This is a genomic window from Rhodococcus sp. X156 (genome assembly GCF_004006015.1).
Classification (GTDB): Bacteria; Actinomycetota; Actinomycetes; order Mycobacteriales; family Mycobacteriaceae; genus X156.
Genome location: NZ_CP034766.1, coordinates 2307212 through 2331960, shown reverse-complemented (window position 1 = coordinate 2331960; position 24749 = coordinate 2307212). Strand labels below are relative to the sequence as shown.

24 protein-coding genes and 1 pseudogene are annotated in these 24749 nt (G+C 71.8%); 10 read left to right on the top strand and 15 right to left on the bottom strand.

Features of this window, described 5'->3' with window-relative positions:
* Nucleotides 1-30 precede the first annotated feature (30 nt).
* The 3 genes from ELX43_RS11025 to ELX43_RS11015 form a co-directional block, all read right to left on the bottom strand.
* Nucleotides 31-723 carry an NAD(P)-binding domain-containing protein gene (locus tag ELX43_RS11025; protein ID WP_127783473.1) on the bottom strand — a complete coding sequence of 231 codons (693 nt, stop codon included), beginning with the start codon at nucleotides 721-723 and terminating at the stop codon, nucleotides 31-33.
* Between the two features lie 188 nt (nucleotides 724-911).
* Complete coding sequence (locus tag ELX43_RS11020) at nucleotides 912-2576, bottom strand: MFS transporter (protein WP_127784836.1); 1665 nt, start codon at nucleotides 2574-2576, stop codon at nucleotides 912-914.
* Between the two features lie 44 nt (nucleotides 2577-2620).
* The gene (locus tag ELX43_RS11015) at nucleotides 2621-3115 is read right to left on the bottom strand and encodes a MarR family transcriptional regulator (RefSeq protein ID WP_241248905.1); all 495 of its coding nucleotides are present in this window, start codon (nucleotides 3113-3115) and stop codon (nucleotides 2621-2623) included.
* Nucleotides 3116-3294: 179 nt separating this feature from the next.
* Between ELX43_RS11015 and holA the strand changes: the two genes are divergently transcribed.
* On the top strand, nucleotides 3295-4293 hold the full coding sequence (holA, locus tag ELX43_RS11010) for a DNA polymerase III subunit delta (RefSeq protein WP_127783472.1): 999 nt from the start codon (nucleotides 3295-3297) through the stop codon (nucleotides 4291-4293).
* Nucleotides 4294-4374: 81 nt separating this feature from the next.
* Here the strand turns inward: holA and rpsT are convergent, their stop codons facing one another.
* Complete coding sequence (rpsT, locus tag ELX43_RS11005) at nucleotides 4375-4641, bottom strand: 30S ribosomal protein S20 (protein WP_127783471.1); 267 nt, start codon at nucleotides 4639-4641, stop codon at nucleotides 4375-4377.
* A 131-nt stretch (nucleotides 4642-4772) separates the two neighbouring features.
* Between rpsT and ELX43_RS11000 the strand changes: the two genes are divergently transcribed.
* Nucleotides 4773-5576: a TSUP family transporter gene (locus ELX43_RS11000; protein WP_241248904.1), complete on the top strand. Its 804-nt coding sequence runs from the start codon at nucleotides 4773-4775 to the stop codon at nucleotides 5574-5576.
* On the opposite strand, the gene ELX43_RS10995 is transcribed toward ELX43_RS11000, so the two are convergent.
* Nucleotides 5573-6106 carry a type II toxin-antitoxin system PemK/MazF family toxin gene (locus tag ELX43_RS10995; protein WP_127783469.1) on the bottom strand — a complete coding sequence of 178 codons (534 nt, stop codon included), beginning with the start codon at nucleotides 6104-6106 and terminating at the stop codon, nucleotides 5573-5575. The two genes, ELX43_RS11000 and ELX43_RS10995, sit on opposite strands and share 4 nt — an antisense overlap.
* A 90-nt stretch (nucleotides 6107-6196) precedes the next feature.
* Here ELX43_RS10995 and lepA point away from each other — a divergent pair, with 90 nt between their 5' ends.
* Nucleotides 6197-8107: a translation elongation factor 4 gene (gene lepA, locus ELX43_RS10990; protein ID WP_127783468.1), complete on the top strand. Its 1911-nt coding sequence runs from the start codon at nucleotides 6197-6199 to the stop codon at nucleotides 8105-8107.
* A 4-nt stretch (nucleotides 8108-8111) separates the two neighbouring features.
* Nucleotides 8112-9155: a nitronate monooxygenase gene (locus ELX43_RS10985; RefSeq protein ID WP_241248903.1), complete on the top strand. Its 1044-nt coding sequence runs from the start codon at nucleotides 8112-8114 to the stop codon at nucleotides 9153-9155.
* 8 nt (nucleotides 9156-9163) lie between these two features.
* Here ELX43_RS10985 and ELX43_RS10980 read toward each other — a convergent pair.
* Both ELX43_RS10980 and ELX43_RS10975 read right to left on the bottom strand, forming a co-directional pair.
* Nucleotides 9164-11083: pseudogene (locus ELX43_RS10980) on the bottom strand (glycoside hydrolase family 15 protein); the annotation flags it as partial.
* Nucleotides 11084-11208: 125 nt separating this feature from the next.
* Nucleotides 11209-12174 (bottom strand): zinc-binding dehydrogenase, encoded by a 966-nt coding sequence (locus ELX43_RS10975; protein WP_127783466.1) that lies wholly within the window; start codon nucleotides 12172-12174, stop codon nucleotides 11209-11211.
* Between the two features lie 38 nt (nucleotides 12175-12212).
* On the opposite strand from ELX43_RS10975, the gene ELX43_RS10970 reads away from it, so the two are divergent.
* Nucleotides 12213-12437: a hypothetical protein gene (locus ELX43_RS10970; protein WP_127783465.1), complete on the top strand. Its 225-nt coding sequence runs from the start codon at nucleotides 12213-12215 to the stop codon at nucleotides 12435-12437.
* A gap of 112 nt (nucleotides 12438-12549) precedes the next feature.
* Here ELX43_RS10970 and ELX43_RS10965 read toward each other — a convergent pair whose 3' ends face one another.
* Nucleotides 12550-13053, bottom strand: coding sequence for an Rrf2 family transcriptional regulator (locus ELX43_RS10965; RefSeq protein ID WP_127783464.1), 504 nt, complete (start codon nucleotides 13051-13053; stop codon nucleotides 12550-12552).
* 249 nt (nucleotides 13054-13302) lie between these two features.
* On the opposite strand from ELX43_RS10965, the gene ELX43_RS10960 reads away from it, so the two are divergent.
* The 4 genes from ELX43_RS10960 (at nucleotide 13303) to ELX43_RS10945 (ending at nucleotide 17059) form a co-directional block, all read left to right on the top strand.
* The gene (locus ELX43_RS10960; protein ID WP_127783463.1) at nucleotides 13303-14205 is read left to right on the top strand and encodes a sulfite exporter TauE/SafE family protein; all 903 of its coding nucleotides are present in this window, start codon (nucleotides 13303-13305) and stop codon (nucleotides 14203-14205) included.
* 80 nt (nucleotides 14206-14285) lie between these two features.
* Nucleotides 14286-15365 (top strand): ABC transporter substrate-binding protein, encoded by a 1080-nt coding sequence (locus tag ELX43_RS10955; protein ID WP_127783462.1) that lies wholly within the window; start codon nucleotides 14286-14288, stop codon nucleotides 15363-15365.
* Nucleotides 15366-15375: 10 nt separating this feature from the next.
* Nucleotides 15376-16167 (top strand): ABC transporter ATP-binding protein, encoded by a 792-nt coding sequence (locus ELX43_RS10950; RefSeq protein ID WP_127783461.1) that lies wholly within the window; start codon nucleotides 15376-15378, stop codon nucleotides 16165-16167.
* Nucleotides 16154-17059 carry an ABC transporter permease gene (locus ELX43_RS10945; RefSeq protein WP_127783460.1) on the top strand — a complete coding sequence of 302 codons (906 nt, stop codon included), beginning with the start codon at nucleotides 16154-16156 and terminating at the stop codon, nucleotides 17057-17059. The genes ELX43_RS10950 and ELX43_RS10945 overlap by 14 nt, the downstream gene beginning before the upstream one ends.
* A 35-nt stretch (nucleotides 17060-17094) precedes the next feature.
* Here ELX43_RS10945 and ELX43_RS10940 read toward each other — a convergent pair whose 3' ends face one another.
* The 7 genes from ELX43_RS10940 to ELX43_RS10910 form a co-directional block, all read right to left on the bottom strand.
* The gene (locus ELX43_RS10940; RefSeq protein WP_127783459.1) at nucleotides 17095-17487 is read right to left on the bottom strand and encodes an RNA-binding S4 domain-containing protein; all 393 of its coding nucleotides are present in this window, start codon (nucleotides 17485-17487) and stop codon (nucleotides 17095-17097) included.
* On the bottom strand, nucleotides 17480-18262 hold the full coding sequence (locus tag ELX43_RS10935; protein ID WP_127783458.1) for an enoyl-CoA hydratase family protein: 783 nt from the start codon (nucleotides 18260-18262) through the stop codon (nucleotides 17480-17482). The genes ELX43_RS10940 and ELX43_RS10935 overlap by 8 nt, the downstream gene beginning before the upstream one ends.
* 91 nt (nucleotides 18263-18353) lie before the next feature.
* The gene (locus ELX43_RS10930) at nucleotides 18354-19649 is read right to left on the bottom strand and encodes a GTP-binding protein (protein ID WP_127783457.1); all 1296 of its coding nucleotides are present in this window, start codon (nucleotides 19647-19649) and stop codon (nucleotides 18354-18356) included.
* Entirely contained in the window at nucleotides 19649-20536 is an 888-nt protein-coding gene (gene cysD, locus ELX43_RS10925) for a sulfate adenylyltransferase subunit CysD (RefSeq protein ID WP_127784833.1), read from the bottom strand. The genes ELX43_RS10930 and cysD overlap by 1 nt, the downstream gene beginning before the upstream one ends.
* 44 nt (nucleotides 20537-20580) lie before the next feature.
* Nucleotides 20581-21279 (bottom strand): phosphoadenylyl-sulfate reductase, encoded by a 699-nt coding sequence (locus tag ELX43_RS10920; RefSeq protein ID WP_127783456.1) that lies wholly within the window; start codon nucleotides 21277-21279, stop codon nucleotides 20581-20583.
* Complete coding sequence (locus tag ELX43_RS10915) at nucleotides 21276-21482, bottom strand: hypothetical protein (RefSeq protein WP_127783455.1); 207 nt, start codon at nucleotides 21480-21482, stop codon at nucleotides 21276-21278. Before ELX43_RS10915 ends, ELX43_RS10920 begins: the two co-directional genes overlap by 4 nt.
* Nucleotides 21479-23164, bottom strand: coding sequence for a nitrite/sulfite reductase (locus ELX43_RS10910; protein WP_127783454.1), 1686 nt, complete (start codon nucleotides 23162-23164; stop codon nucleotides 21479-21481). Before ELX43_RS10910 ends, ELX43_RS10915 begins: the two co-directional genes overlap by 4 nt.
* Nucleotides 23165-23439: 275 nt before the next feature.
* Between ELX43_RS10910 and hemW the strand changes: the two genes are divergently transcribed.
* Nucleotides 23440-24654 (top strand): radical SAM family heme chaperone HemW, encoded by a 1215-nt coding sequence (hemW, locus tag ELX43_RS10905; RefSeq protein ID WP_127783453.1) that lies wholly within the window; start codon nucleotides 23440-23442, stop codon nucleotides 24652-24654.
* The last annotated feature ends 95 nt before the right edge of the window (nucleotides 24655-24749 follow it).

Below are 24749 nucleotides of genomic sequence, written 5' to 3'. Positions count from 1 at the left end.
TCGGGAAGCCGGAGTCAGCCCCCTCGTTGCTCAGCCGAGGATGCGCTCGGCGCGCTGCAGGTTGCGGACGAGCTCCTCGCGGCTCTGTCCGTCGACGTGGTGGCGCCACATCGGCGTGCCGGGGGCGCTGCGCCAGGACTCGCTCAGCGGGCTGTTGTCCACCGCGTCGAAGCCGAGCTCGTCGTAGAACCGCGTCACCAGCTCGACGGCGTCGGGGTAGTCGCTGGAGACGACCAGCGCCTTGCGGTCGGGGTGTCCGGCCGGTCGGGCCAGCCGGAGCAGGGCAGGCAGCGTGTCGCTGGGGACGCGGACGGGGGAGCGCGGGTGGAACTGGACGTGGGTGAACGCCTTGGCGACCTTCGAGGCGGGCAGCTGCTCCTGACGCAGCTCGTGAATCGTCGTGCGGCCGGAGTCCACCTCGGGAAAGCTCCCGTCCCGCCAGGCCATGTAGTTGTTGTTGTCGATGACGACCTTGCCCGCGAGCTCCTCGACCGGCGGCGTGTCGGCGGGCGTGTACGGGTAGGCGGTGACCGCGAAGTCGGCTGCCGCTGCAGCATCGGCGGTGTGCGCGGCGCGTGCCCGCGGGCCCAGCTGGCTGAGCAGACCCGTCAAGGTCTCGGGTCCCCGCGAGTTGGCGATGACGACGTCGTAGCCCGCCGCGATCGCCGCACGGGCAAGCGTGCTCCCCACCTGGCCCGCGCCGATGATGCCGACAAGAGTCACAGTCGTTTCTCCTCTGTGTTCCTAGGCGAATCGTCGTCTCGCTCGCACCGCCAGGCTAGGCCGCGTCGCAGCGCACACCGAGGGTCCTGTCACCCCCTGGGCTCGGGAGGGCCTGGGTCAGGAGCCGAGCCCGCAGACACGGGAAGGCCCCGCAGCGCAGTGCTGCGGGGCCCTCCTGGTGGAGCGGACTAGCTGTTGTCGGCCCGGTGCTTGCCCGCACCAGCTCCGGCGTCGGTGCCGGCCGAGACGCCGGTGGTGGCACCAGCGGCGGCACCGGAGGTGACCGCACCGTCCTTGCCGGCGGGCTTGTCGCTGGGCAGCTCCTCGACGGGCACCGCCTCGGGGTCGTCCTGCACCAGGTCGATGGTGGTGCGCAGCGGCGTGTTCGGCAGGACAGCCACACACGCCAGCGTGACCAGCGCGATCACGGCGGCGATCAGGAAGATCCGGCCGGTCGCGTCACCGTAGGCGGCGCGGATGACCTCCTGGACGGGAGCAGGCAGGGCGCCCACGTTCAAGTTGGACCCGGCCGTGCTGCCGCCGGAGTTGATGCCCAGCTGTGCGAAGCCCTCCGCGGAGAGGTCGGCCACGCGGGTGGCCAGGATGGAGCCCATCACCGACACGCCGATCGCGCCACCGAAGGTGCGGAAGAAGGCGACCGAGCCGGACGCGGCACCGATGTTCTTGACGCTCACGGTGTTCTGCACGGCGAGGACCAAGTTCTGCATCAGCATGCCCATGCCGAAGCCGACGATGGCGATGTACGCGCTGACCAGCACCAGGTTGGTGGTGTGGTCCAGGGTGCCCAGCAGGGCGAAGCCGGCGACCATCAGCGCGGCACCGCTGACCACGAAGGCCTTCCACTTGCCGAACTTGGAGATCAGCTGGCCGGAGCCGACCGAGCCGACCAGCATGCCGACCACCATGGGGATGGTGAGCAGACCCGCTGCCGTGGGGCTGTAGCCGCGCGAGGTCTGGAAGTACTGGCCCAGGAAGGTGGTGGCACCGAACATGCCGACGCCGACGGCGATGGAGGCGATGATCGCCAGCCCGGTGGTCTTCTCGGTGATGATCTTCAGCGGGATGATCGGCGAGGACACCTTGGACTCGACGACCACGGTGGCCGCCAGCAGCGCCAGGCCGCCCAGGACGTAGAGCACGGTCTCGGCGGACATCCAGCCGTAGTAGCCGGCCTTGCCCGCGAAGGAGACCCAGATCAGCAGCACAGACACACCGGCGGTGAGCAGGGTGGCGCCCAGCCAGTCGATGGACACGTTGTCCTGGCGCACCGTGCGGATGTGCAGGGTGCGCTGCAGCAGCACCAGCGCGATCACTGCCAGCGGGACGCACACGTAGAAGCACCAGCGCCAGCCCAGCGGGCTGTCCACGATGACGCCACCGAGCACGGGGCCACCGGTCATGGCCACGGCCATCACCGCGCCCATGTAGCCGGAGTACCGGCCCCGCTCGCGCGGGGAGACGATGGTGCCGATGATGGCGACCACCAGGGCGGTCAGACCACCCATGCCGATGCCCTGGATGACGCGGGCCACCAGCAGCAGCGGCACGTTGTGCGACATGCCGGCGATGATCGAGCCGATGACGAAGATGATGATGGCGCTCTGCACGAGCACCTTCTTGTTGAACAGGTCCGCGAGCTTGCCCCAGATCGGGGTGGACGCCGCGTTGGCCAGCAGCGCGGTGGTGATCACCCAGGCGTAGGCGGTCTGCGAGCCGTTCAGGTCACCGATGATGGTGGGCAGCGCGGTGGCCACGATGGTGGTGCTCAGCAGCGCGGTGAACAGCGCCGCGAGCAGACCCAGCAGCGCTTCGAGGATCTGGCGGTGGGTCATGGCCTCCGGCTCGTCGTCGAGCGGACGGTCCACGGTGGTGGTGGTCATGCGTGTGCCCCCAATCGGGTGTTGTTGCTGCTCCGACGGGTGGGTTCGGAGGGAAGTGCGTCGTTCAGGAAGGTTTCGGTGAGCTGGCCGAGGGAGGCGACCGCGCTGGCGGCGTCGTCCTGCTCCCACTCGCCGAGCAGCTCGCGCAGTCGCACGGCTCGGCGGGAGCGCGAGCTGGCCAGCAGGGCCAGTCCCTCGGCGGTGGCCTGGACGCGGGAGGCGCGTCCATCGGCCGGGTCGGGTTGTCGGGACACCAGGCCCAGCTCCACCAGCTCAGATACTTGGCGGCTGAGGGCGGACTGGCTGATGCACAGGTTCGCGGCCAGCTCGTTCTGCCGGCACTCGCCGTTGTTGGCGAGCACCTGCAGCACGCCCTCCAGCGGCAACGGCAAGGGGCCGTCGTCGGCGTTGGAGAGGCTGATCCGCAGCGCCCTGCCAAAGTGCATGATCTCGTCGACGAGAGCCTCGACGGTGGCGCGTGACACTGACACTAAGTCCCCACAAGTGATCGAATATGCGTGCTAAAAACAACTATATACATGCTTCGCGTGAGTAAGCACCCTGGTTCGATGTCTGTCGAGTCACACAAAGCCCAGGTAAAGCAGGGTTTTGGACCGGTTTGGCAGCCGGCGCGGCCGCGGTGTCCGGGCGTCGTGGGACGATCTGAGGCATGGCGAGGGCAGCACAGCACACGGCGCAGGACCCGGCGAGCGGCACCGAGCAGCAGCGCCTGCACCTGGTGCTGGGCGACGAGGAGCTGCTGGTCGACCGGGCCGTGGAGGGCATCGTCACCCACGCCCGCCTCGCCGACCCGGCGGCGGACGTGCAGAAGGTGCGTGCGGGTGCGGTGTCTGGCCCTGAGCTGGCGGAGATGCTCAGCCCCTCGCTGTTCGCCGAGGCGCGGATCCTCGTGCTGGAGGCTGCCCAGGAGGCGGGAAAGGACGCGGTGGCCCTCATCCTCAGTGCCGCCACCGACCTGCCCGAGGGCGTGGTCCTGGTGGTGGTGCACGCCGGAGGCGGCCGGTCCAAGGCGATGGTGGACACGTTGCGCAAGGCCGGCGCCCAGGTGCACGCCGCCGCCAAGATCACCCGGGCGGCCGAGCTGGCCGACTTCGTCCGCGCCGAGCTGCGCGGCGCCGGGGCCAAGCCCACCGCGGACGCGGTGACGGCGCTGCTGGAGGCCGTCGGGTCAGACCTGCGGGAGCTGTCGGCGGCCTGCTCGCAGCTGGTGGCGGACACCGCCGGCCCCATCGACGTGGCCGCGGTGCACCGCTACCACCGCGGGCGGGCGGAGGTCACCGGGTTCGACGTGGCGGAGAAGGCGGTGGCCGGCAACCGGGCCGCTGCCCTGGAGTCGCTGCGCTGGGCCACCCAGCTGGGGGTCCCGCACGTGCTGCTGGCCGACGCCCTGGCCGACGCGGTGCGCACCATCGCCCGGGTGAGCGCCTCGGCCGGGGGCGACCCGTTCCGGCTGGCCGGTCAGCTGGGCATGCCACCGTGGAAGGTGAAGAAGGCCGTCGCCCAGTCGCGCGGGTGGTCGGCGCAGGCGCTGGGCGAGGCGCTGCAGGTGGTGGCCCGGCTCAACGCCGACGTCAAGGGTGCCGCGGCCGACAACGACTACGCCGTGGAGCGGGCCGTGCTGGCTGTCGTCGAGCTGCACCGCCGCTGAGTGCCCGTGCACGCAGAAAGCCGCCCGGTCGTGACGACCTGGGCGGCTCTGCGTGGTGGAGCGGTGTTCGGGTGGAGCGAGTCAGGCGTCGATCTTGTTGGCCGCCTGGGCCATCGCCGACTTCTTGTTCGCTGCCTGGTTGGCGTGGATGACGCCCTTGCTGGCCGCCTTGTCCAGCTTGCGGGAGGCAACCTGCAGGGCCTCGGCGGCCTGCTCCTTGTTGCCGCTCGCGGCCGCCTCACGGAAGTGACGGATCGCGGTGCGCAGCGAGGACTTCACCGACTGGTTGCGCAGTCGCTGCCGCTCGTTGGTGCGGATCCGCTTCACCTGGGACTTGATGTTGGCCACGCGTTTCGCCCTCTAGTTCAGTCGAGTGTGGGAAAGATCAGCTGCGCAGGTCAAACATGCGCCGACCACGAAGGTTATCAGTGGTGCACCCGGATCCTCAAACCGCGGTGCGGGCGATAGCGTGCGCAGCCGTGGACACGACGCTGACCTGGCCAGGATTTGCGGGCATCAGCGTCTCCGCGCTGCTGCTGCTGGTGCTGGCCGCGTTCGTCGCCGGCGCGGTGGACGCGGTGGTCGGTGGGGGTGGGCTCATCCAGCTGCCCGCCCTGCTGCTCCTGCTGCCCGGGGCCTCGGTGCTGGCGGTGGCCACCAACAAGGTGTCGTCGGTGGTGGGCACCTCGGCAGCCACCATCACCTACGCCCGGCGCACCCCGATGGACTGGCGGGCCGCCGGCCTGATGGCTGCGGCGGCCGCGGCCGGCTCGGTGGGCGGCGCCGCCTTCGCCACCGCACTGCCCGCCACGGCGCTCAACGTGGTGGTGCTGGTGGCCATCGTGGTGGTGGGCGCCTACACCCTGGCCCGCCCGTCGCTGGGGGTGGAGGAGAACCACCGCTTCCACGGCCGCGCCCGGGTGGTGGCGATGATGGTGGCCGGAGCGCTGATCGGTGCCTACGACGGCCTGGCCGGCCCGGGCACCGGCTCGTTCCTGGTCTTCGTGCTGGTCGGCTGGATCGGCTACGCCTTCCTGGCCGCCTCGGCCACGGCCAAGCTGGCCAACGTGGCCACCAACCTCGGCGCCCTGGCCTACTTCGCCCCGCACGGGCTGGTGGTGTGGGGCGTGGGCGGCTGCATGGCGGTGGGCAACCTGGCTGGCGCCACGCTCGGCGCGCGGCTGGCCATCAAGCTGGGCTCGGCCTTCGTCCGCCGGGTGTTCCTGGTGGTCGCCGGGCTGCTGGCGCTGAGCCTGTCCTGGAAGATCGCCGGCTCGTTCTAGCGCCAGCCGTGGTCGGCCCGCAGCCGGGCGGCCACCACGTCGAAGTCCTGGCGGGCCATCACGGCGCCCTCCCGGCGAATGCCCTCCTCGGGCACGTCGAGCACCCGGTCCAGGCGCACCCAGCTGGGCCGTCCCTCGGCGTCCCACGAGCCGGTGCCCAGCGACAGCCACCCCGGTTGGCCGTCCCGGTGGCTCTGGCTGGAGAGCATCAGCCCCAGCAGCACGCCGGGGCCCTCGCGGCCGACCACCAGCACCGGGCGGTCCTTGCCCTGGTGCGCGTCCTCCTCGTAGGCGACCCAGGTCCAGACCACCTCACCCGGGTCGGCCTGGCCGTCCAGGGAGGGGGAGTAGCTGATGGTGCGGGCACGTTGCGCGGTGGGGACCGTGCGGGTGGCGACGGGCCGGCCGGCCACACCGGTGGGGGCCGGGAGCGGGGCGCGGGAGCTCTGCAGCCGTCGCAGCAGCCGGGGGCCCTCCCGCACCGCGAGCCTGCCGACCTGCCGTGCCACGGACTTCCAGATGCTCGCCACGGGGCCCGACCTTACGACCCCGCGGGGAGACCCGTCTGAGGGACGCCGCACCGGCGAACACCTCCGGCGTGCTCGGGACGGGCCGCGCGCATGGGACCATGGAGCCAAGCCGCCACCACCTGGACCAGGGAGTGTCTCATTTCCAGCTTCGCCGACACGACGTTCACCCCGCCTGAGCGCATTCGCAACTTCAGCATCATCGCGCACATCGACCACGGGAAGTCCACCCTGGCCGACCGCATCCTGCAGCTCACCGGGGTGGTCGACCCACGCGCCATGCGGGCCCAGTACCTGGACCGCATGGACATCGAGCGTGAGCGCGGCATCACCATCAAGGCGCAGAACGTGCGGCTGCCGTGGGTGGCGCCGGGCGTGGACGGTCCAGAGACCGAGCACGTGCTGCACCTCATCGACACCCCCGGCCACGTGGACTTCACCTACGAGGTGAGCCGGGCGCTGGAGGCCTGCGAGGGCGCGGTGCTGCTGGTGGACGCCGCCCAGGGCATCGAGGCGCAGACGCTGGCCAACCTGTACCTGGCGATGGACAAGAACCTCACCATCATCCCGGTGCTGAACAAGATCGACCTGCCCGCGGCCGACCCGGACCGCTACGCCAAGGAGATCGCCGGCATCGTCGGGTGCGAGCCCGACGACGTGCTGCGCGTGTCCGGCAAGACCGGCGCGGGCGTGTCGGAGCTGCTCAACGAGATCGTCAAGCTGGTGCCGCCGCCGGTGGGCAACGCCGACGGCCCGGCACGGGCGATGATCTTCGACTCCGTCTACGACGCCTACCGCGGCGTGGTCACCTACGTGCGCGTGGTGGACGGTCGGATCCTGCCGCACGAGAAGATCACCATGATGTCCACCGGCAGCACCCACGAGGCGCTCGAGGTCGGCATCATCTCCCCGGAGCCCAAGCCCAGCCAGGGCCTCGGGGTGGGCGAGGTGGGCTACCTCATCACCGGCGTCAAGGACGTCCGGCTGTCCCGCGTGGGTGACACGGTGACCACCACCCGCAAGGGCGCCACCGAGCCGCTGGTCGGCTACCGCGACCCCAAGCCGATGGTCTACTCCGGGCTGTACCCGATGGACGGCTCCGACTACCCCGTGCTGCGCGACGCGCTGGACAAGCTGCAGCTCAACGACGCCGCGCTCACCTACGAGCCGGAGACGTCGGTGGCGCTGGGCTTCGGCTTCCGCTGCGGCTTCCTGGGCCTGCTGCACATGGAGATCACCCGCGACCGCCTGGAGCGGGAGTTCAACCTCGACCTCATCTCCACCGCGCCCAACGTGGTGTACCGGGTGGAGCTGGAGGACGGCACCCCGCACGAGGTGACCAACCCGTCGTACTGGCCCGAGGGCAAGGTGCGCAACGTCTTCGAGCCGATGGTGAAGTGCACGATCATCAGCCCGTCGGAGTACATCGGCGCCATCATGGAGCTGTGCCAGACCCGCCGCGGCGAGCTGCGCGGGATGGACTACCTGTCCGAGACCCGGGTGGAGCTGCGGTACACGCTGCCCATGGGTGAGATCATGTTCGACTTCTTCGACTCGCTGAAGTCGCGCACCAAGGGCTACGCCAGCATGGACTACGAGGAGTCCGGCGAGCAGGCCGCCGACCTGGTGAAGGTGGACATCCTGCTGCAGGGCGAGGCGGTGGACGCGTTCTCCGCGATCGTGCACCGCGACGCCGCCTACGCCTACGGCAACAAGATGACCTCCAAGCTGCGCGAGCTGATCCCGCGCCAGCAGTTCGAGGTGCCCATCCAGGCCGCGATCGGGTCCAAGATCATCTCCCGCGAGAACATCCGCGCCATCCGCAAGGACGTGCTCGCCAAGTGCTACGGCGGTGACATCAGCCGCAAGCGCAAGCTGCTGGAGAAGCAGAAGGAGGGCAAGAAGCGGATGAAGACGGTGGGGCGCGTGGAGGTGCCCCAGGAGGCCTTCGTCGCCGCGCTGTCGTCTGACTCGCCCTCCAACAGCGGGGACAAGAAGAAGTAGCCCCGTGTCGCCGCTGCTGGAGCGTCTGCCGGTCCCCATCATCGGAGCGCCGATGGCCGGCGGGCCCAGCACGGTGCAGCTGGCCGCGGCCGTCTCCACCGCCGGCGGCCTCGGCGTGCTGGCTGGGGCCAACCTGTCGGTGGACGCGATGGGCGATCGGGTGCAGGCGCTGCGTCCCGCCATCGGTGCGAACGGCGTGTTCGGGGTGAACCTCTTCCTGCCCACCGCCGAGCCCACCCTGGACGCGGACGGGCGGGCGGCCCTGGACCGGCACCTGGCCACGCTGGAGACGTGGGCGCAGCGCTACGGCGTGCGCCGCGGCGAGGCGGCGTGGGACGACGACCACTGGCGGGCCAAGATCGACTGGCTGGTGGCGCACCCGGTATCGCTGGTCACCTTCCACTTCGGCGCGCCGCCGCGGGAGGTGGTGCAGGAGCTGCACGCGCTGGGCACCGAGGTGTGGACGACGGTGACGAGCCGCGCCGAGGCGCGGCTGGCGGCGGAGTCGGGCCTGGACGCACTGGTGGTGCAGGGGCCGGAGGCGGGCGGGCACCGCGGCTGCTTCACCACCGCCCTGGACGACCCCGACCAGCAGGTGCCGCTGCTCCAGCTGCTGGGGCTGGTGCAGTCGGTGACCGACCTGCCGCTGGTGGCTGCCGGGGGACTGGCCGACGCCGCGGCGGTGGCGCAGGTGCTCTCGGCCGGGGCACGGGCGGCCCAGCTGGGCACGGCGTTCCTGCTCTGCCCGGAGGCGGGCACCGCAGCACCGCACCGCGCGGCGCTGGCGTCGGACCGGCCGACCGCGGTGACGCGGGCGTTCTCCGGCCGGCCCGCGCGGGGCATCCGCAACGCGCTGCTGGACGAGCTGACCGACGGCGCGCCCGCGCTGTACCCGCACCTCAACCGGGCGTCGCAGCCGATCCGCGCGGCCTCCGCCGCCGCGGGCGACGAGGCTGCGGTCGCGCTGTGGGCGGGGGAGCAGCACTCGCTCGCGCACGCGATCCCCGCCGCCGACGTGGTGCGCGCGGTGGCAGCCGGACTGCACTAGGGCTGCGGCTACGGTCCGCTGTGCGCGGGCTGGAAGCTGCCGCCGTCCTCCTGCTCCGCCCGGATCACGTGCACCACGGCGTTGATCAGCGCCAGGTGGGTGAAGGCCTGCGGGAAGTTGCCCATGTGGCGGCCGGTCTTGGGGTCTATCTCCTCGGCGTAGAGCTGCAGCGCGCTGGCGTAGGAGAGCAGCCGCTCGCACAGGTGCCGGGCCCGCTTGAGCTCCCCGATCTCCACCAGCGCCGACACCAGCCAGAACGAGCAGATGGTGAAGGTGCCCTCCTCGCCCTCCAGGCCGTCGTCTGTGGCGTCGGTCTTGTACCGCAGCACCAGCCCGTCCTCGGTGAGCTCCTCAGCGATGGCCAGCACCGTGGTGCGCACCCGAGGGTCGTCGGCGGGCAGGAACCGCAGCAGCGGCACCAGCAGCAGCGAGGCGTCCAGGTCGTCGGAGCCGTAGCGCTGCACGAAGGCGCCGCGCTCGTCCACCCCGTGCGTGGTGACGTCGTCGTGGATCTCCTGGGCGACGCGGGCCCACTTCTCCGCGTAGGAGTCCTCGCCGTGCAGCTTGGCCAGCCGCACCCCGCGGTCCAGCGCCACCCAGCACATCAGCTTGGACGAGACGAAGTGCTGCGGCTCGCCGCGCACCTCCCAGATGCCGCGGTCGGGCTCGCGCCAGTGCTCGATCGCCTGCTCCACCTGCGCCTTGAGCAGCGGCCACAGCTGCTCGGGCACGTGCTCGCGGGAGCGGGTGTGCAGGTACACCGAGTCCAGCACGGAGCCCCAGATGTCGTGCTGGCGCTGGTTGTACGCGCCGTTGCCGATGCGCACCGGCCGCGCCCCGCCGTAGCCGGACAGGTGGTCGAGCTCGCTCTCCACCAGCTCACGCTCCCCGCCCACGGCGTACATCACCTGCAGCGGGTGCGGCGAGCCGTTGGTGGCGCTGGAGACGTCGGCGATGAAGGCGAAGAAGTCGTTGGCCTCACGGTCCAGGCCCAGGGTGTACAGCCCCCACAGCGCGAAGGTGGAGTCGCGCACCCAGGCGTAGCGGTAGTCCCAGTTGCGCTCCCCGCCGGCGGTCTCCGGAAGCGAGGTGGTGGAGGCGGCCAGCAGGGCTCCGGTGGGGGAGTAGGTCAGTCCCTTCAGCGCCAGCGCGCTCTGCTGCAGGAAGCTGCGCCACGGGTGGTCGGGGAAGCTGCCGGCGGCGATCCACTGCCGCCAGCACTCGCCGGTCTTCCACATCTTGTCCGCGGCCTCGGCGTAGTCCTGCGGCACCGGCAGCTCCGACCACGACAGCGCCACGAACACGTCGTCGCCCTCGTGCAGCCGGGTCCGGGCGCGGGCCTCGCGGCCCTCCAGGCCCAGGCGCAGGTTGGTGGTCAGCCGGAGGTCGGGGAAGGTGTCGCGCCGCTCGGCCTTGCCGTCGGCGGGCTCGGTGCACCGGGCCACCGCCTCGCCGTACACCGGGCCGGAGTACTCCCAGGTGAGGTCCCGGCGGTGGTAGTCGTAGGCCGGCTCGCAGCTCAGCTCCAGCTCCACCGTGCCGCTGACGCAGCGCACCGTCCGCAGCAGGATGTGCTCGGCGTCCCAGTCGCTGGGGGTGCGCTTGTGCGTCCGCGACCGCTCGTCGGTGTTGTGCCAGGGCCCCATCACCAGCGCGTCGCGCACGATGATCCAGCCCGTCTCGGTCTGCCAGGTGGTCTCCACCATGAGGCTGCCGGGCAGGTAGCGGCGCGCGGCCGGGACGCTCACCCCGTACGGGCCGAGCCGGAAGTGCCCGGCGCCGCGATCGAGGATCGCCCCGAAGACGCTGGGGGAGTCCGGCCGGGGCAGGCACATCCACTCCACCGACCCGTTGGGCGCGATGAGGCAGGTGTTCTCGCAGTCCGACAGGAAGGCGTAGTCGGCGATCGGGGGGAACTGGCTGCGGACCGGGGAGGTCACCATCCCGGGCGGCGGGGTTCCTGGCGGTGTCGGCGGTGCTGACATTCCTGCATCCTTCCCCACCAGGAGCCACCTGTGGGCTTGTGCGCCCTCCGGGTGCGCCGGATCACGATCTAGCGAGTGAGCACGATCTTTCCCGCGGTGTCGCCGTCGAGCATCGCCCGCAACCCCTGCTCGGCCTGCTCCATCGGCAGCTCCAGCCCGATCTCCGGGCTGATGCCGGTGAGCGCGCAGAACGCCAGCAGGTCCTGCAGCTCGTCACGGGTGCCCATGGTGGAGCCGACGACCCGCAGCTGGAGGAAGAAGACCCGCTGCAGCTCGGCGTCGGCGTCCGGGCCGCTGGTGGAGCCGGAGACCACGATGACCCCACCCGGCTTGAGCGAGCGCACCGAGTGTCCCCAGGTGGCCTTGCCCACCGTCTCGAACACGCCGTCCACCTTCTCCGGCAGCCGCGCGCCCGACTCGAAGGTCTCGTGCGCACCCAGCGCGGTGGCCAGCGCCCGCTTGTCCTCGCTGCGTCCGGTCACCCACACCCGCAGGCCTGCCGCGCGGCCCAGCTGGACGAGCGCGGTGGACACCCCGCCCGAGGCGCCCTGCACCAGCATGGTCTGGCCCGGGCGCAGGCCCGACTTCACGAACAGCATGCGGTAGGCGGTCAGCCAGGCGGTGCCCATGCAGGCGGCCTGGGCGAAGGACAGGTCGGCGGGCTTGGGCAGCACGTTGCGCCGCGGCACGATGACCTTGTCCGCGAACGTGCCCTGGTGCTTCTCGGTGAGCAGGGTGCGTCGGGGGTCGAGCGTCTCGTCGCCCATCCAGTCGTCGCTGGCGATGACCGAGTGCAGCACCACCTCGGTGCCGTCGTCCAGGGTGCCGGCGCCGTCGCAGCCCAGGGTCATCGGGAACTGGTCGGGCTTGATGCCCACCCCCCGCAGGGTCCACAGGTCGTGCATGTTGATGCTGGCGGCGCGGACGTTGACCTCCACCCAGCCCTCCGGAGCGACGGGGGCCTCCCGCTCGCCCACGCGCAGGGACGCGAGGGGGTTGTCGGGATTGGGCTCGGATGCGTAGACGGCAAACATGGGGCTCACCCTAACGAGGGGCGACTACCGTTGCTGGGGTGAACACGTTGGCGAGATGGTGGGACGCGGCCGAGCTCTGGGTCGTCGGGCTGCCCTTCGCGGCGCAGATCACCGTGATGATGCTGGTGGCGCTGCCGCTGTGCGGCGCCGCGGCGGTGGCGCTCGACCGCGTGGGCGGCCTGGTGGCGGACAAGATCGGCACCCGCACCGACACGCTGGACGACCCGCCCGGGCCGGAGTGGGCGCGCAACGGCGACGACTAGGCTCGACCAGGTGAAGAAGCTCCGGCTGAGCCCTGCCGCCCGTATCAACGCCGCCCTCGTCGCGCTGCTGGTGCTGGTGCTGCTCGCCTGGCTCGTCAGCGTCTGGTAGCCGCTACGCCTCGGGCTGCTGCTCGGGCAGGTCCGTCTCCGGTGGCGGCCACACCGACGTCCACGAGCGGTGGTCAGTGCCCAGCGCGGTGACCGGTGCGGGCAGGTCCCCGGTGACCACCTGCCGCAGCGTCGTCTCCTCCATGATCCCGCGCAGCGCCGCGCGCACCGCCACCCACACGTCCTGCAGGTGCGTCGCCGGTGCGGGGTGCGACATCGCCTCCGGACGCTCCCCGTGGATCAGGGTGAGCGGGCCGTCGATCACCCGCACCACGTCCGCCAGGGTGATCGCCCACGCCGGGCGCGCCAGCTGGTGCCCGCCGCCGGGACCACGACGGCTGACCACCATCCCGCCGCGGCGCAGCTGCACCAGGATGGCGTCCAGGAAGTTGGGCGGGATGTCCTGCGCTGCGGCGATGTCGGCGGCCTTCACCACCACGCCCTCCTCGGCCACGGCGAGCACGCACATGGCGCGCAGCGCGTAGTCGGACTTGGCGGTGATCTGCATGCCCTGATCTTGCCCCACCCATTTGTTGACGCTTGCGGTCAACAATGCCAGACTGAGGTGGTGTCCAGGTCTGTCAACGTCGCGCTGCCCGCGCGACCCGTGCTGGTGCGCCGCCTGCACGTGGACCTGATGCGCCTGCCCAGCAGCGGTTGTCCGACGGTTCGCTAGCACCACCCGCCGCTCGCGCGGCACCGTCGCTCGAACGACTGCTGCGCCCGTGCGGCCAGCTGAGCAGCAGAGGCTCCTCGCATGCCCATAGATCCCTCGCTCTCCCTCGCCGGTCTCGTCGTCGGCCTCCTGGTCGGCCTCACCGGAATGGGCGGCGGCGCGTTGCTCACTCCGCTGCTCGTCCTGGTCTTCGGCGTGCAGCCGCTGGCCGCCATCTCCAGCGACCTCGTCACCAGCCTGGTCATGAAGCCCGTCGGGGCGGCAGTGCACCTTCGCCGCAAGACGGTGCAGACCGGGCTGGTGTGGTGGCTGGCACTGGGCGCGGTGCCCGCCGGCTTCCTGGGCTCCCTGCTCATCGGCAGCATCGGGCACTCCGCGGACGTGCAGCACTACCTGAAGATCGCCATCGGGGTGGCGCTCGTCGGGTCGTTCGGCTGCACCATCGCCCGGCTGGTGCTCGATCGGCGGGCGGGCACGCCCGGGGCCACCGGGCCGCTGGTGGTCAAGCCGGTGCGCACCGTGGCGATCGGCGTGGTGGGCGGCGTCGCCGTCGGCATGACGTCGGTGGGAGCGGGGTCGCTGATCATCGCGATGCTGCTGCTGGCCTACCCCCGGCTGCGGCCGGCGCAGCTGGTGGGCACCGACATCGTGCAGGCCATCCCGCTGGTGGCTGCCGCGGCGCTGGGGCACCTGCTCTTCGGCGAGGTGCACTTCGGTGTCACCGCGTCGCTGCTGGTCGGCGCGCTGCCCGGCGTCTACGTCGGGGCCCGGCTGTCGGCGCAGGCCTCGGCCAGCTTCACCCGACCAGTGGTGGCCGGTGTGCTGCTGGGCTCCGCGCTCGCCCTGCTCTCCGCACCCACCCCGGTGCTGGTCCTCGGTGCCGCCGCAGCCGCGGCCGGCACCTGCTGGCTCGGTCGCGGCCCCGTCGTGCCCGACCACCCGCCGGTCGACCTGGTCAAGCGCGAACCTGTGCTTGCTCGCTAGCTCCACCTCACCCCGTCACCCCGTGATCGGCCGCCCGTCCTGCGGGCGGTCGGCCCTGGCCCAGCTGGAGCCCCTTCGTCATGACGCTCTTCCGAACCCGTGCGCTCGTCGCCGCTGCCCTGCTGGCCGTGGTGGGACTCACCGCCGCCTGCGGCTCCAGCGGCGAGGCCGCCTCAGCCCCGTCCGCCGACCCCACCGCCAAGGCGGCCGAGCTGCGCCTGGGCTTCTTCGCCAACGTCACCCATGCCCCGGCCCTGGTGGGCCTCAGCGAGGGATTCCTCACCAAGAACCTGGGCGCGACCAAGCTCAGCACCCAGGTGTTCAACGCCGGACCGGCCGCCATCGAGGCGCTGCGCTCGGGCTCCATCGACGCCACCTACATCGGCCCGAGCCCGTCGGTCAACGGCTTCCTCCAGACCAAGGGCGAGGCGCTGCGCATCGTCTCCGGGGCGGCCTCCGGGGGTGCGCAGCTGGTGGTCCGCGAGGGCATCAACAACGTCGCCGACCTCAAGGGCAAGACCCTGGCCACCCCGCAGCTGGGCAACACCCAGGACGTCGCCCTGCGCGCGTGGCTGGACGAGAACGGCCTGAAGACCTCGGTGAGCTCCGGCGGCGACGTGACCATCACCCCCACCGAGAACGCCACCACCCTGCAGCTGTTCCGGGACGGCAAGATCGACGGCGCCTGGCTGCCCGAGCCCTGGTCCTCGCGGCTGGTGCTGGAGGCCGGGGCCAAGGTGCTGGTGGACGAGAAGACGCTGTGGCCGGAGGGCAAGTTCGTCACCACCCAGCTGATCGTGCGCACCGACTTCCTCAACAGCTACCCGGGCACGGTGCGTGACCTGCTCGCCGCCAACCTCGAGTCGGTGGAGTTCATCTCGGCCAACAGCGAGGCGGCCAAGAAGGACACCAACAACCAGATCGACGAGCTCACCGGCAAGCCACTCACGCAGCCGACCATCGACCGGGCATGGCCCAACCTGGACTTCACCTACGACCCGCTGGCGGCCAGCCTGCAGAAGTCGGCCGACGACGCGGTGACCGCAGGGACCACCAAGCAGGGCGAGCTCACGGGCATCTACGACCTGCGCCTGCTCAACGCGCTGCTCGCCGAGCAGGGCAAGCCCGCGCTGGGCGACGCCGGCCTCGGACAGGGCTGAGGCACCCGACGTGACGAGCACGCAGATCCACCAGGAGGTCCCGCCGGTGAGCAGCACCACCCACCCCGCCGTGCAGCTCGACGGGGTGAGCAAGAGCTTCCGCGGCTCGCCGCTGCCGGTGCTGGAGAACGTCTCGCTCACCGTGCAGCCTGGCGAGCTGGTGGCGCTGCTCGGGGCGTCCGGCTGCGGCAAGTCCACCCTGCTGAACCTGGTGGCGGGGCTGGACGAGCCCACCGCCGGCACGCTGCAGGTGGCGGGCAGCGGGGCGGCGCTGATGTTCCAGGACGCGGCGCTGTTCCCCTGGCTCACCGCCGGGCGCAACGTCGAGCTCGCGCTCAAGCTGCGCGGCGTGGGCCGGGCCGAGGCCAAGGAGGAGGCCCGGCGGCTGCTCGACCTGGTCCGCCTGGACGACGCCTACGGCAAGCGGCCGCACGAGCTGTCCGGGGGCATGCGCCAGCGGGTGGCCCTGGCCCGGGCCCTGGCCCAGCAGCGCGACGTGCTGCTGATGGACGAGCCGTTCGCTGCGCTCGACGCCATCACCAGGGACGTGCTGCACGACGAGCTGATCCGCATCTGGCGGGCGACGGGCGTGGCCATCGTGTTCGTGACGCACAACGTCCGCGAGGCGGTCCGGCTGGGCCAGCGCGTGGTGCTGATGTCCTCGCGTCCGGGCCGCGTGGTCCGGCAGTGGGAGGTCGACATCACCGGGGAGCGGCGCATCGAGTCGCCCGCCGTGGCGGCGCTGTCCACCGAGATCACCGCCGTGCTGCGAGAGGAGATCATCCGCCATGGGCGTCGCTGAGCCAGGATCGGTCAAGCCCTCGGGAACCGAGGCACCTGACACAGGATCGGTGGAGGCGGGCCTGGACGCCCTCTCCACCGAGGTGACCGTCAAGCACGGCTGGGGCCAGCGCCTGCGCCGCTCCGTGCTCCCCCCAGTGGTCGCCGTGGCGCTGGTGCTGCTCGTCTGGCAGCTCTACGCCAGCACCCGCACCGGCTCGGCGGCCTACAACACCCCGTCCCCCACCGACGTCTGGGAGACCTTCCGGACGGAGTGGAGCTCCGGCGCCGCCTGGGAGTCGGTGTACAACAGCGTCCGCCGCGGCATCGTCGGCTTCGCCATCGCGGTGGTGATCGGTGCACCGCTGGGGCTGCTCATCGCCCGCGTCCCGCTGGTGCGCACCGCCATCGGGCCGATCGTCAGCGGGCTGCAGAGCCTGCCGTCGGTGGCCTGGGTGCCCGCGGCGATCATCCTCATCGGCCTCACCCCGGGAGCGATGTACTTCGTCATCGTGCTGGGCGCGGTGCCGTCCATCGCCAACGGGCTGGTGGCCGGGCTCGACCAGGTACCTCCGCTGTACGCCCGGGTGGGCACGGTGCTCGGGGCCAACTGGCTGCAGCAGATCCGGTACGTGCTGCTGCCGGCGTCGCTGCCCGGCTTCATCGCGGGCCTCAAGCAGGGGTGGGCGTTCTCCTGGCGCTCGCTGATGGCGGCGGAGATCATCTCCTACTCGCCGGCGCTGGGGCGCAGCCTCGGCCAGATGCTCAACCAGGGCCGCGAGCTGAGCGACCTGAGCCTGGTGGTGGTGGCGATCATCATGATCCTCATCGTCGGGGTGGCCATCGACGTGCTGATCTTCGCGCCGCTGGAGCGCCGGGTGCTGCGCAGCCGCGGACTGCTCGTCTCCCGCTAGCCCGCTTGGCTGCCGTGGGGCCGCCGGGGGAGTGCCTACTCCTCCGGCGGCTGCCAGCCGCGCTCGCGGAGGCGGTCGATCAGCCGGCGGTCCCGCTTGGTCGGCCGCCCCGCGCCGCGGTCGCGCTGCAGCGGCGGGGCCGCCAGCTCCTTGGGCGGCGGCGGGGGGCTGTTGTCGGTGAGGCACTCGGCGGCGACGGTGGCACTGACCCGCTTGTTGATGCAGCGGCGGACCACCAGGATCCGCTCCAGCCCGCCCGCGCGGACCCGTACCTCGTCACCGGGCTTGACCAGCTGGGCCGGCTTGGCCGAGGACCCGTTCACCCGGACGTGCCCGCCCTTGCACTGCGCCGCGGCCAGCGAGCGGGTCTTGGTGATGCGGACCGCCCACAGCCAGGCGTCCACCCGGACGGTGGCGGCCTCAGCCATCGCTCGGCACCCAGGCCGGCGGGCGCTTCTCGCCGAAGGCGGCCATGCCCTCCTGGGCCTCCTCGGAGGCGAAGAAGGACGCTGACAGCGTGGACTTCTCGCTGAACTCCTCGGCCATGTGGCCGTTGCGGGCGCTAAGCATCACCTTGGTGGCGGCCAGCGCCCGGGGTCCGCCCTTGGCCAGCGCGGCGACGTAGCGGGCGACGGCCGCGTCGAGGTCGTCGTCGGGCACCGCGGCGGTGAGCAGCCCGATCTGCGCGGCCCGCTCGGCGTCGAAGGTCTCCCCGGTGAGGAACAGCTCCTGGGCGGCGCGGGGCTGCACCCGGGGCAGCACGGTGACGGAGATGACCGCGGGCACCACCCCGATGCGCACCTCGCTGAACGCGAACGTGGTGGAGGCCCCGGCCACCGCCAGGTCGCAGGCGGCGATGATGCCGATGCCGCCGGCCCGGGCGGTCCCGGCCACCCGCGCGATCACCGGCTTGGGGTGCTGCCAGATGGTCTGCAGGATCTCCGGGAACTCGTTGACGCCCTGCTCGTCAGGGGCGGCACCCTCGGCCTCGCGCAGGTCCATCCCGGAGCAGAACACGGTGCCGGTGTGGGTGAGCACCAGCACCCGCACCTCGGTGTCCTGCGCGCAGTCGCGCAGGTGGCGGAGCAGCTCCTCGCGCAGCTGGGTGGACAGCGCGTTGCGGTTGGCGGGGGAGTCCAGGGTGAGGGTGGCCACCCCCGCCGCGATCTCCAGGTGCACCAGCTCGGTGGCGGCAGACGTCATGGTGGTGACCCTACGACGGGTGCGCCAGGACGCCTGCCCCGAGCGGATCACCGGGGCAGGTCAGACCAGGGCGGGTCAGACCAGGGCGGTGTTAGACCAGGGTGGCGTTCAGCTCGACCTTGGACAGCGCGTCGCCCACCAGGCCCGCGGCCAGGGTGTTGCCCTGGACGGGGTCGATGAGCAGGAAGCTGCCGGTGCGCCGGTTCAGCGCGTAGTCGTCCACCGCCAGCGGCTCCGCGGTGCGGATGCTGACGCGGCCGATCTCGTTCAGCGCCAGGGTGTCCGGGGTGGGCACCGCGGACAGCGCCTGCTCGTCGAAGCGCTCCACGATGGTCGAGGCTATGGCCTGGGTGGTGCGGGTGCCGTGCTTGATCAGCAGCCGTGCTCCCGGGCGCAGCGGCGCCTCGGCCAGCCAGCACACCGTCGCCTCCAGCTCGGAGACCGGGACCGGGGCGTCGGCGGGGGAGGCGATGAGGTCACCGCGGGAGGCGTCGACCTCCTCGGCCAGCACCAGCGTGACGCTGCGCCCGACCTCGGCAGTGGCCAGCTCGCCGTCCGGGGTGTCCACGCGCAGCACGGTGGTGCGCACTCCCGAGGGCAGCACGACCACCTCGTCGCCGGGGGAGACGGTGCCGGCGGCGACCTGGCCGGCGAAGCCGCGGTAGTCGGGGTGCTCCGCGGTTCGGGGCCGGATCACGTACTGCACCGGCATCCGCAGGCCCACCCGGTGCGGCTCGGCGTCCACCGGCACCTGCTCCAGGTGCTCGATCAGGGTGGGCCCGTCGTAGTAGGGGGTGTGCTCGGAGCGGTTGACCACGTTGTCGCCGTTGAGCGCCGAGACCGGGATGGTCTGCACCGCGTCCTCGGACCAGCCCAGCGCCCGGGTGAGGGCGGTGAACTCGGCGGAGATCTCGGCGTACACCGTGGCGGCGTCGGCCACCAGGTCGATCTTGTTGACCGCCAGCAGCAGCCGCGGCACGCCCAGCAGCGCCAGCACGGCCGCGTGGCGGCGAGTCTGGGAGATCACGCCCTTGCGTGCGTCCACCAGCAGGATCACCAGCTGCGCGGTGGAGGCGCCGGAGACGGTGTTGCGGGTGTACTGCACGTGGCCGGGGGTGTCGGCCAACACGAACGACCGCGCGGGCGTGGCGAAGTAGCGGTAGGCCACGTCGATGGTGATGCCCTGCTCGCGCTCGGCGCGCAGCCCGTCCACCAGCAGCGACAGGTCCGGGGTGGTCAGCCCCTTGTCCACCGACGCGCGGGTGACGGCGTCGATCTGGTCGGCGAGCACCGACTTGGTGTCGTAGAGCAGCCGCCCCACGAGGGTGGACTTGCCGTCGTCCACGCTGCCGGCCGTGGCCAGGCGCAGGAGCTGGGTGGTGCTCATCAGAAGTAGCCCTCTCGCTTGCGGTCCTCCATGGCGGCGGAGGAGACGCGGTCGTCGGCACGGGTGGCGCCCCGCTCGGTCACGCGGGAGGCGGCCACCTCGTCCAGCACGGCCTGCACGTCGGCGGCGGTGGACTCCACCGCGCCGGTGCAGGACCCGTCGCCGACGGTGCGGTAGCGCACCGACAGGGTGCGCACCTCCTCGTCCTCGCGCGCGCTGAACCACGGGCCCTCGGTGAGCCACATGCCGTCGCGCAGGAACACCTCGCGCTGGTGGGCGTAGTAGATGCTGGGCAGCTCGACCTTCTCCTGGGCGATGTAGCGCCACACGTCCAGCTCGGTCCAGTTGCTCAGCGGGAACACCCGCACGTGCTCACCCGGGGCGTGGCGGCCGTTGTAGAGGTTCCACAGCTCGGGCCGCTGGCGCTTGGGGTCCCACTGGCCGAAGGCGTTGCGCAGGCTGAAGATGCGCTCCTTGGCGCGGGCGCGCTCCTCGTCCCGGCGGGCACCGCCGAACACCGCGTCGAACTTGCCCTCGGCGATGCCGTCGAGCAGCGGCACCGTCTGCAGCGGGTTGCGGATGCCGTCCGGGCGCTCCTGCAGCCGGCCGTCGTCGAGGTAGTCCTGCACCTTGGCCACGTGCAGCCGCAGGTTGTGCTTGGCCACCACCATGTCGCGGAAGTCCAGCACCTCCTGCAGGTTGTGGCCGGTGTCCACGTGCAGCAGCGCGAAGGGCACCGGGGCGGGCCAGAACGCCTTGATCGCCAGGTGCAGCAGCAGGGTGGAGTCCTTGCCGCCGGAGAACAGGATCACCGGGCGCTCGAACTCCCCGGCCACCTCGCGGAAGATGTGGATCGCCTCCGACTCCAGGGCGTCCAGGGTGGACATCGGGGTGACGAAGCCCGGAGTGGGGGTCTGTACCGTGGCGGCGCTCACTGGTGCAGCCCGCACTCGATCTTGGCGCGCCCGGCCCAGCGGCCGCTGCGCGGATCCGCACCCGGCAGCGGCTTGACCGTGCACGGCTCGCAGCCGATGGAGGGGTAGCCGGCGTCGACCAGCGGGTTGACCAAGATGGAGTGCTCCTCGATGTAGTGCTGCATGTCCTCGTCGGACCACGCTGCGATCGGGTTGACCTTGACCAGGCCGAAGGCCTCGTCAAAGGAGATCAGCGGGGCGTTGGCCCGGGTGGGGGCCTCCACCCGGCGCACGCCGGTGACCCAGGCGTCGTAGCCGGCCAGGGTCTTCTTCAGCGGGGCCACCTTGCGCATGGCGCAGCAGCGGTCCGGCGCGCTGGCGAAGAGGTTCTTGCCGTGCACCTCGTCCTGCTCCGGCACGCTGAGCTCGGCCTTGGCGTTGACGATGCGCACGCCGTAGACCTGCTCCACCGCGTCGCGGGTGCCCATGGTCTCGGCGAAGTGGTAGCCGGTGTCCAGGAACAGCACCTCCACGCCGGGGCGGGCCTGCACGGCCAGGTGCACCAGCACCGCGTCCTGCATGTTGGAGGCCACGATGAAGCGGTCGCCGAAGGTGTCGGCGGTCCACTGCAGGACGTCGGCCGCGCTGGCCCCGTCCAGGTCGGCCGCGCCACGCTCGGCCACCGCACGAAGGTCGAGATCGGTGGAGACGCTCACTCGGTCACCTCATCTTCCGTTCGAACCGGACTGGTGGCGAGCCGCTTCAGCGCGAACATCAGCTGGCACGCCCCGCACCGCCAGGTGCCGTGCGGCAGGGCCACCCCGTCGGCGGCGTCCGGACGGAGGTCCTCGTCACCGCAGTAGGGACAGTAGAAGGGAACAGCACGTGGGCTGGGCGTGTTCCCGACGGCCCTGCTCATCGCAGGTCGGACTCCTCGGCCCGGGTGACCCACTGCGCGAAGCGCTCACCGTGCTCGCGCTGCTTGGCGTAGCTGCGCACCACGCGCTCGACGTACTCGCCGAGCTCGTGGGTGGTGATCTTGTGCCCGCGCAGCTTCTTGCCGAAGCCGGCGTCGGCGCCCAGGCCACCACCGAGGTGCACCTGGAAGCCGTCCACCGGCTGGCCGTCGTCGTCGGTGAGCAGGATGCCCTTGAAGCCGATGTCGGCCACCTGCACGCGGGCGCAGGAGTTGGGGCAGCCGTTGATGTTCACCGTCACCTGGGTGTCCAGCTCGTGCTCCAGGTCGGCCAGGCGCTGCTCCAGGTCCGGCACCAGCGTCTGCGCCCGCACCCGGGTCTCGGTGAACGCGAGCTTGCAGAACTCCAGGCCGGAGCAGGCCATCACGTTGCGCCGCCAGGACGAGCCACGGGCGGGCAGCTCCAGGGCGTCCAGGTCGGCCACGAAGGTCTCGAGGGTGTCGTCGGCGACGTCGAGGAAGACCAGCTTCTGGTAGGCGGTGATGCACACCCGGTTGGTGCCCGCCCGGTCCATGGCGTCGGCGACGGCGGCGAGCTTGGTGCCGCTGACCCGGCCGGCGACCGGGGCGACGCCCACGGCGTTGCGGCCGTCGCGCTGGCGCTGCACGCCCATGTGGTCGCGGATGCCGACCTGAGGCGCCGGCGCCGGACCGTCCAGCAGCGGACGCTTGAGGTACTCCTCCTCCAGCACGCGGCGGAACTCCGCCGCGCCCCAGTCCTTGATGAGGAACTTGATGCGGGCCCGCGAGCGCAGCCGGCGGTAGCCGTAGTCGCGGAACACCGAGACCACGCCCTCCCACACGTCGGGCACCTCGTCGATGGGCACCCAGGCGCCCAGGCGCTGGGCCACCATCGGGTTGGTGGACAGCCCGCCACCGACCCAGAGGTCGAAGCCGGGGCCGTGCTCGGGGTGGTTCACGCCGACGAAGGAGACGTCGTTGACCTCGTGGGCGACGTCCTGCAGCCCGGAGATGGCCGTCTTGAACTTGCGCGGCAGGTTGGAGAAGCGCGGGTCGCCGACGTAGCGGCGCACCGTCTCCTCGATGGCGGGGGTGGCGTCGATGACCTCGTCGGCGGCCACGCCGGCCAGCGGCGAGCCGAGGAAGGCACGCGGGCAGTCCCCGCACGCCTCGGTGGTCTTCAGGCCCACCTGCTCCAGCCGGCGCCAGATCTCCGGCACGTCCTCGATGCGCACCCAGTGCAGCTGCACGTTCTCGCGGTCGGTGAGGTCGGCGGTGTCCCGGGCGAACTCGGTGGAGATGCCGGCGATGACCCGCAGCTGCTCGGTGCTCAGGCGGGCGCCGTCGGTGCGGATGCGCAGCATGAAGTAGCGCGCGTCCAGCTGCTCCTCGTCGTCCATGCCGGTGAACGTGGCGTCCAGGCCCTCGGCGCGCTGGGTGTACAGCCCCCACCAGCGGAAGCGTCCGCGCAGGTCACCGCCGTCGATGCTGTCGAAGCCCTGCTTGGCGTAGATGTTCTCGATGCGCGCCCGGACGTTCAGCGCGTCGTCGTCCTTCTTGGTCCGCTCGTTCTGGTTGAGCGGCTCGCGGTAACCCTTGGCCCACTGGCCCTCGGACTTCTTGCGCGGTCGAGCGGGCACCGCGCGGTCCGTGGTGGTCGTCATCGGGGAAAGGTCCTCCGGAGATCTCAGGCACCGGAGCACGACGCAGGGCTGCACCCACACGGCACGTCCGACGCCGCTGGGTGAGCTGGATCAGGGGCGTGAGAGTGAGGAGCAGCGGCAGAGCGCGCTGGCGACTCGCTGCAGGTCGACGTGGCGCCGCGCCACGAGTCGCACACCTGCACCAGTCATGTGTCACAGTCTGCCACGTCACTCTCCGCTGTCCGCATCGGAGCACCATGACCTGGACCACTGCGCAGGCGGGGGAGAATGGGGGCATGGCCAGCACCCCCCTCGTCGGCGATCCCGCACCCACCGACGGAGCGCTGCCCGCGGCCGCGCTGCAGGGGCTGGGCACCCGCCCGTTCGGGGTGTACGTGCACGTCCCCTTCTGCGCCACCCGCTGCGGCTACTGCGACTTCAACACCTACACCCCGGCCGAGCTGGGCAGCGCGGCGTCGCCGCAGTCGTGGCTGGAGGGACTGCGCCGCGAGCTGGACCTGGCCGCCCGGGTGCTCGGCACCCCGCCCACCGCCGACACCGTCTTCGTCGGCGGTGGCACCCCGTCGCTGCTCGGCGCCGAGGGCCTCACCGAGGTGCTCGACGCCGTGCGCGCCAGCTTCGGGCTCTCCGCCGGCGCCGAGGTGAGCACCGAGTCCAACCCGGAGTCGACGTCCCCGCAGTTCTTCGACGGCCTGCGCCGCGCCGGGTACACCCGGGTGTCGCTGGGCATGCAGTCCGCCGCCGCCCACGTGCTGCGGGTGCTGGACCGCACGCACACCCCGGGTCGGCCGGTGGCCGCTGCCCGCGAGGCCCGCGCGGCCGGCTTCGACCACGTCAACCTCGACCTCATCTACGGCACCCCCGGCGAGACCGACGCCGACCTCGCGGGCTCGCTGCAGGCGGTGCTCGACGCCGGGGTGGACCACGTCTCCGCCTACGCGCTAATCGTGGAGGACGGCACCGCCATGGCCCGGCGGGTGCGCCGCGGCGAGCTGCCCATGCCCGACGACGACGTGCTCGCCGACCGCTACGAGCAGCTGGACGCGGGGCTGCGTGCGGCCGGGCTGCACTGGTACGAGGTGTCCAACTGGGCGCGCACCGACGACGCCCGCTGCCGGCACAACCTGGGCTACTGGGACGGCGGCGACTGGTGGGGCGCCGGCCCCGGGGCGCACAGCCACGTCGGCGGGGTGCGCTGGTGGAACGTCAAGGCGCCGGCGCGCTACGCCACCCTGCTGGGCGAGGGCTCCTCCCCGGCGGCTGGGCGCGAGCTGCTCACCGCCGAGGAGCAGCACACCGAGCGGGTGATGCTCACCGCGCGGCTGCGCACCGGGCTGCCGGTGGCGGAGCTGAGCCCGGACGAGCTGGCCGCCGCCAAGCGGGTGGTGGACGACGGGCTGCTCACCGACGAGGGCACGCACCTGGTGCTCACCCCGCGCGGCCGGCTGCTGGCCGACGCGGTGATCCGTCGGGTGCTGGTGGGGGAATAGCTCCGGGGCTGGCGAGTGCTGAGCAGGGCATAGCGGGCGCAACGCCTAGAATGGCGGGGATGCAGCCCCGCTGGGGCTCGACAGTGGTGCCCCCT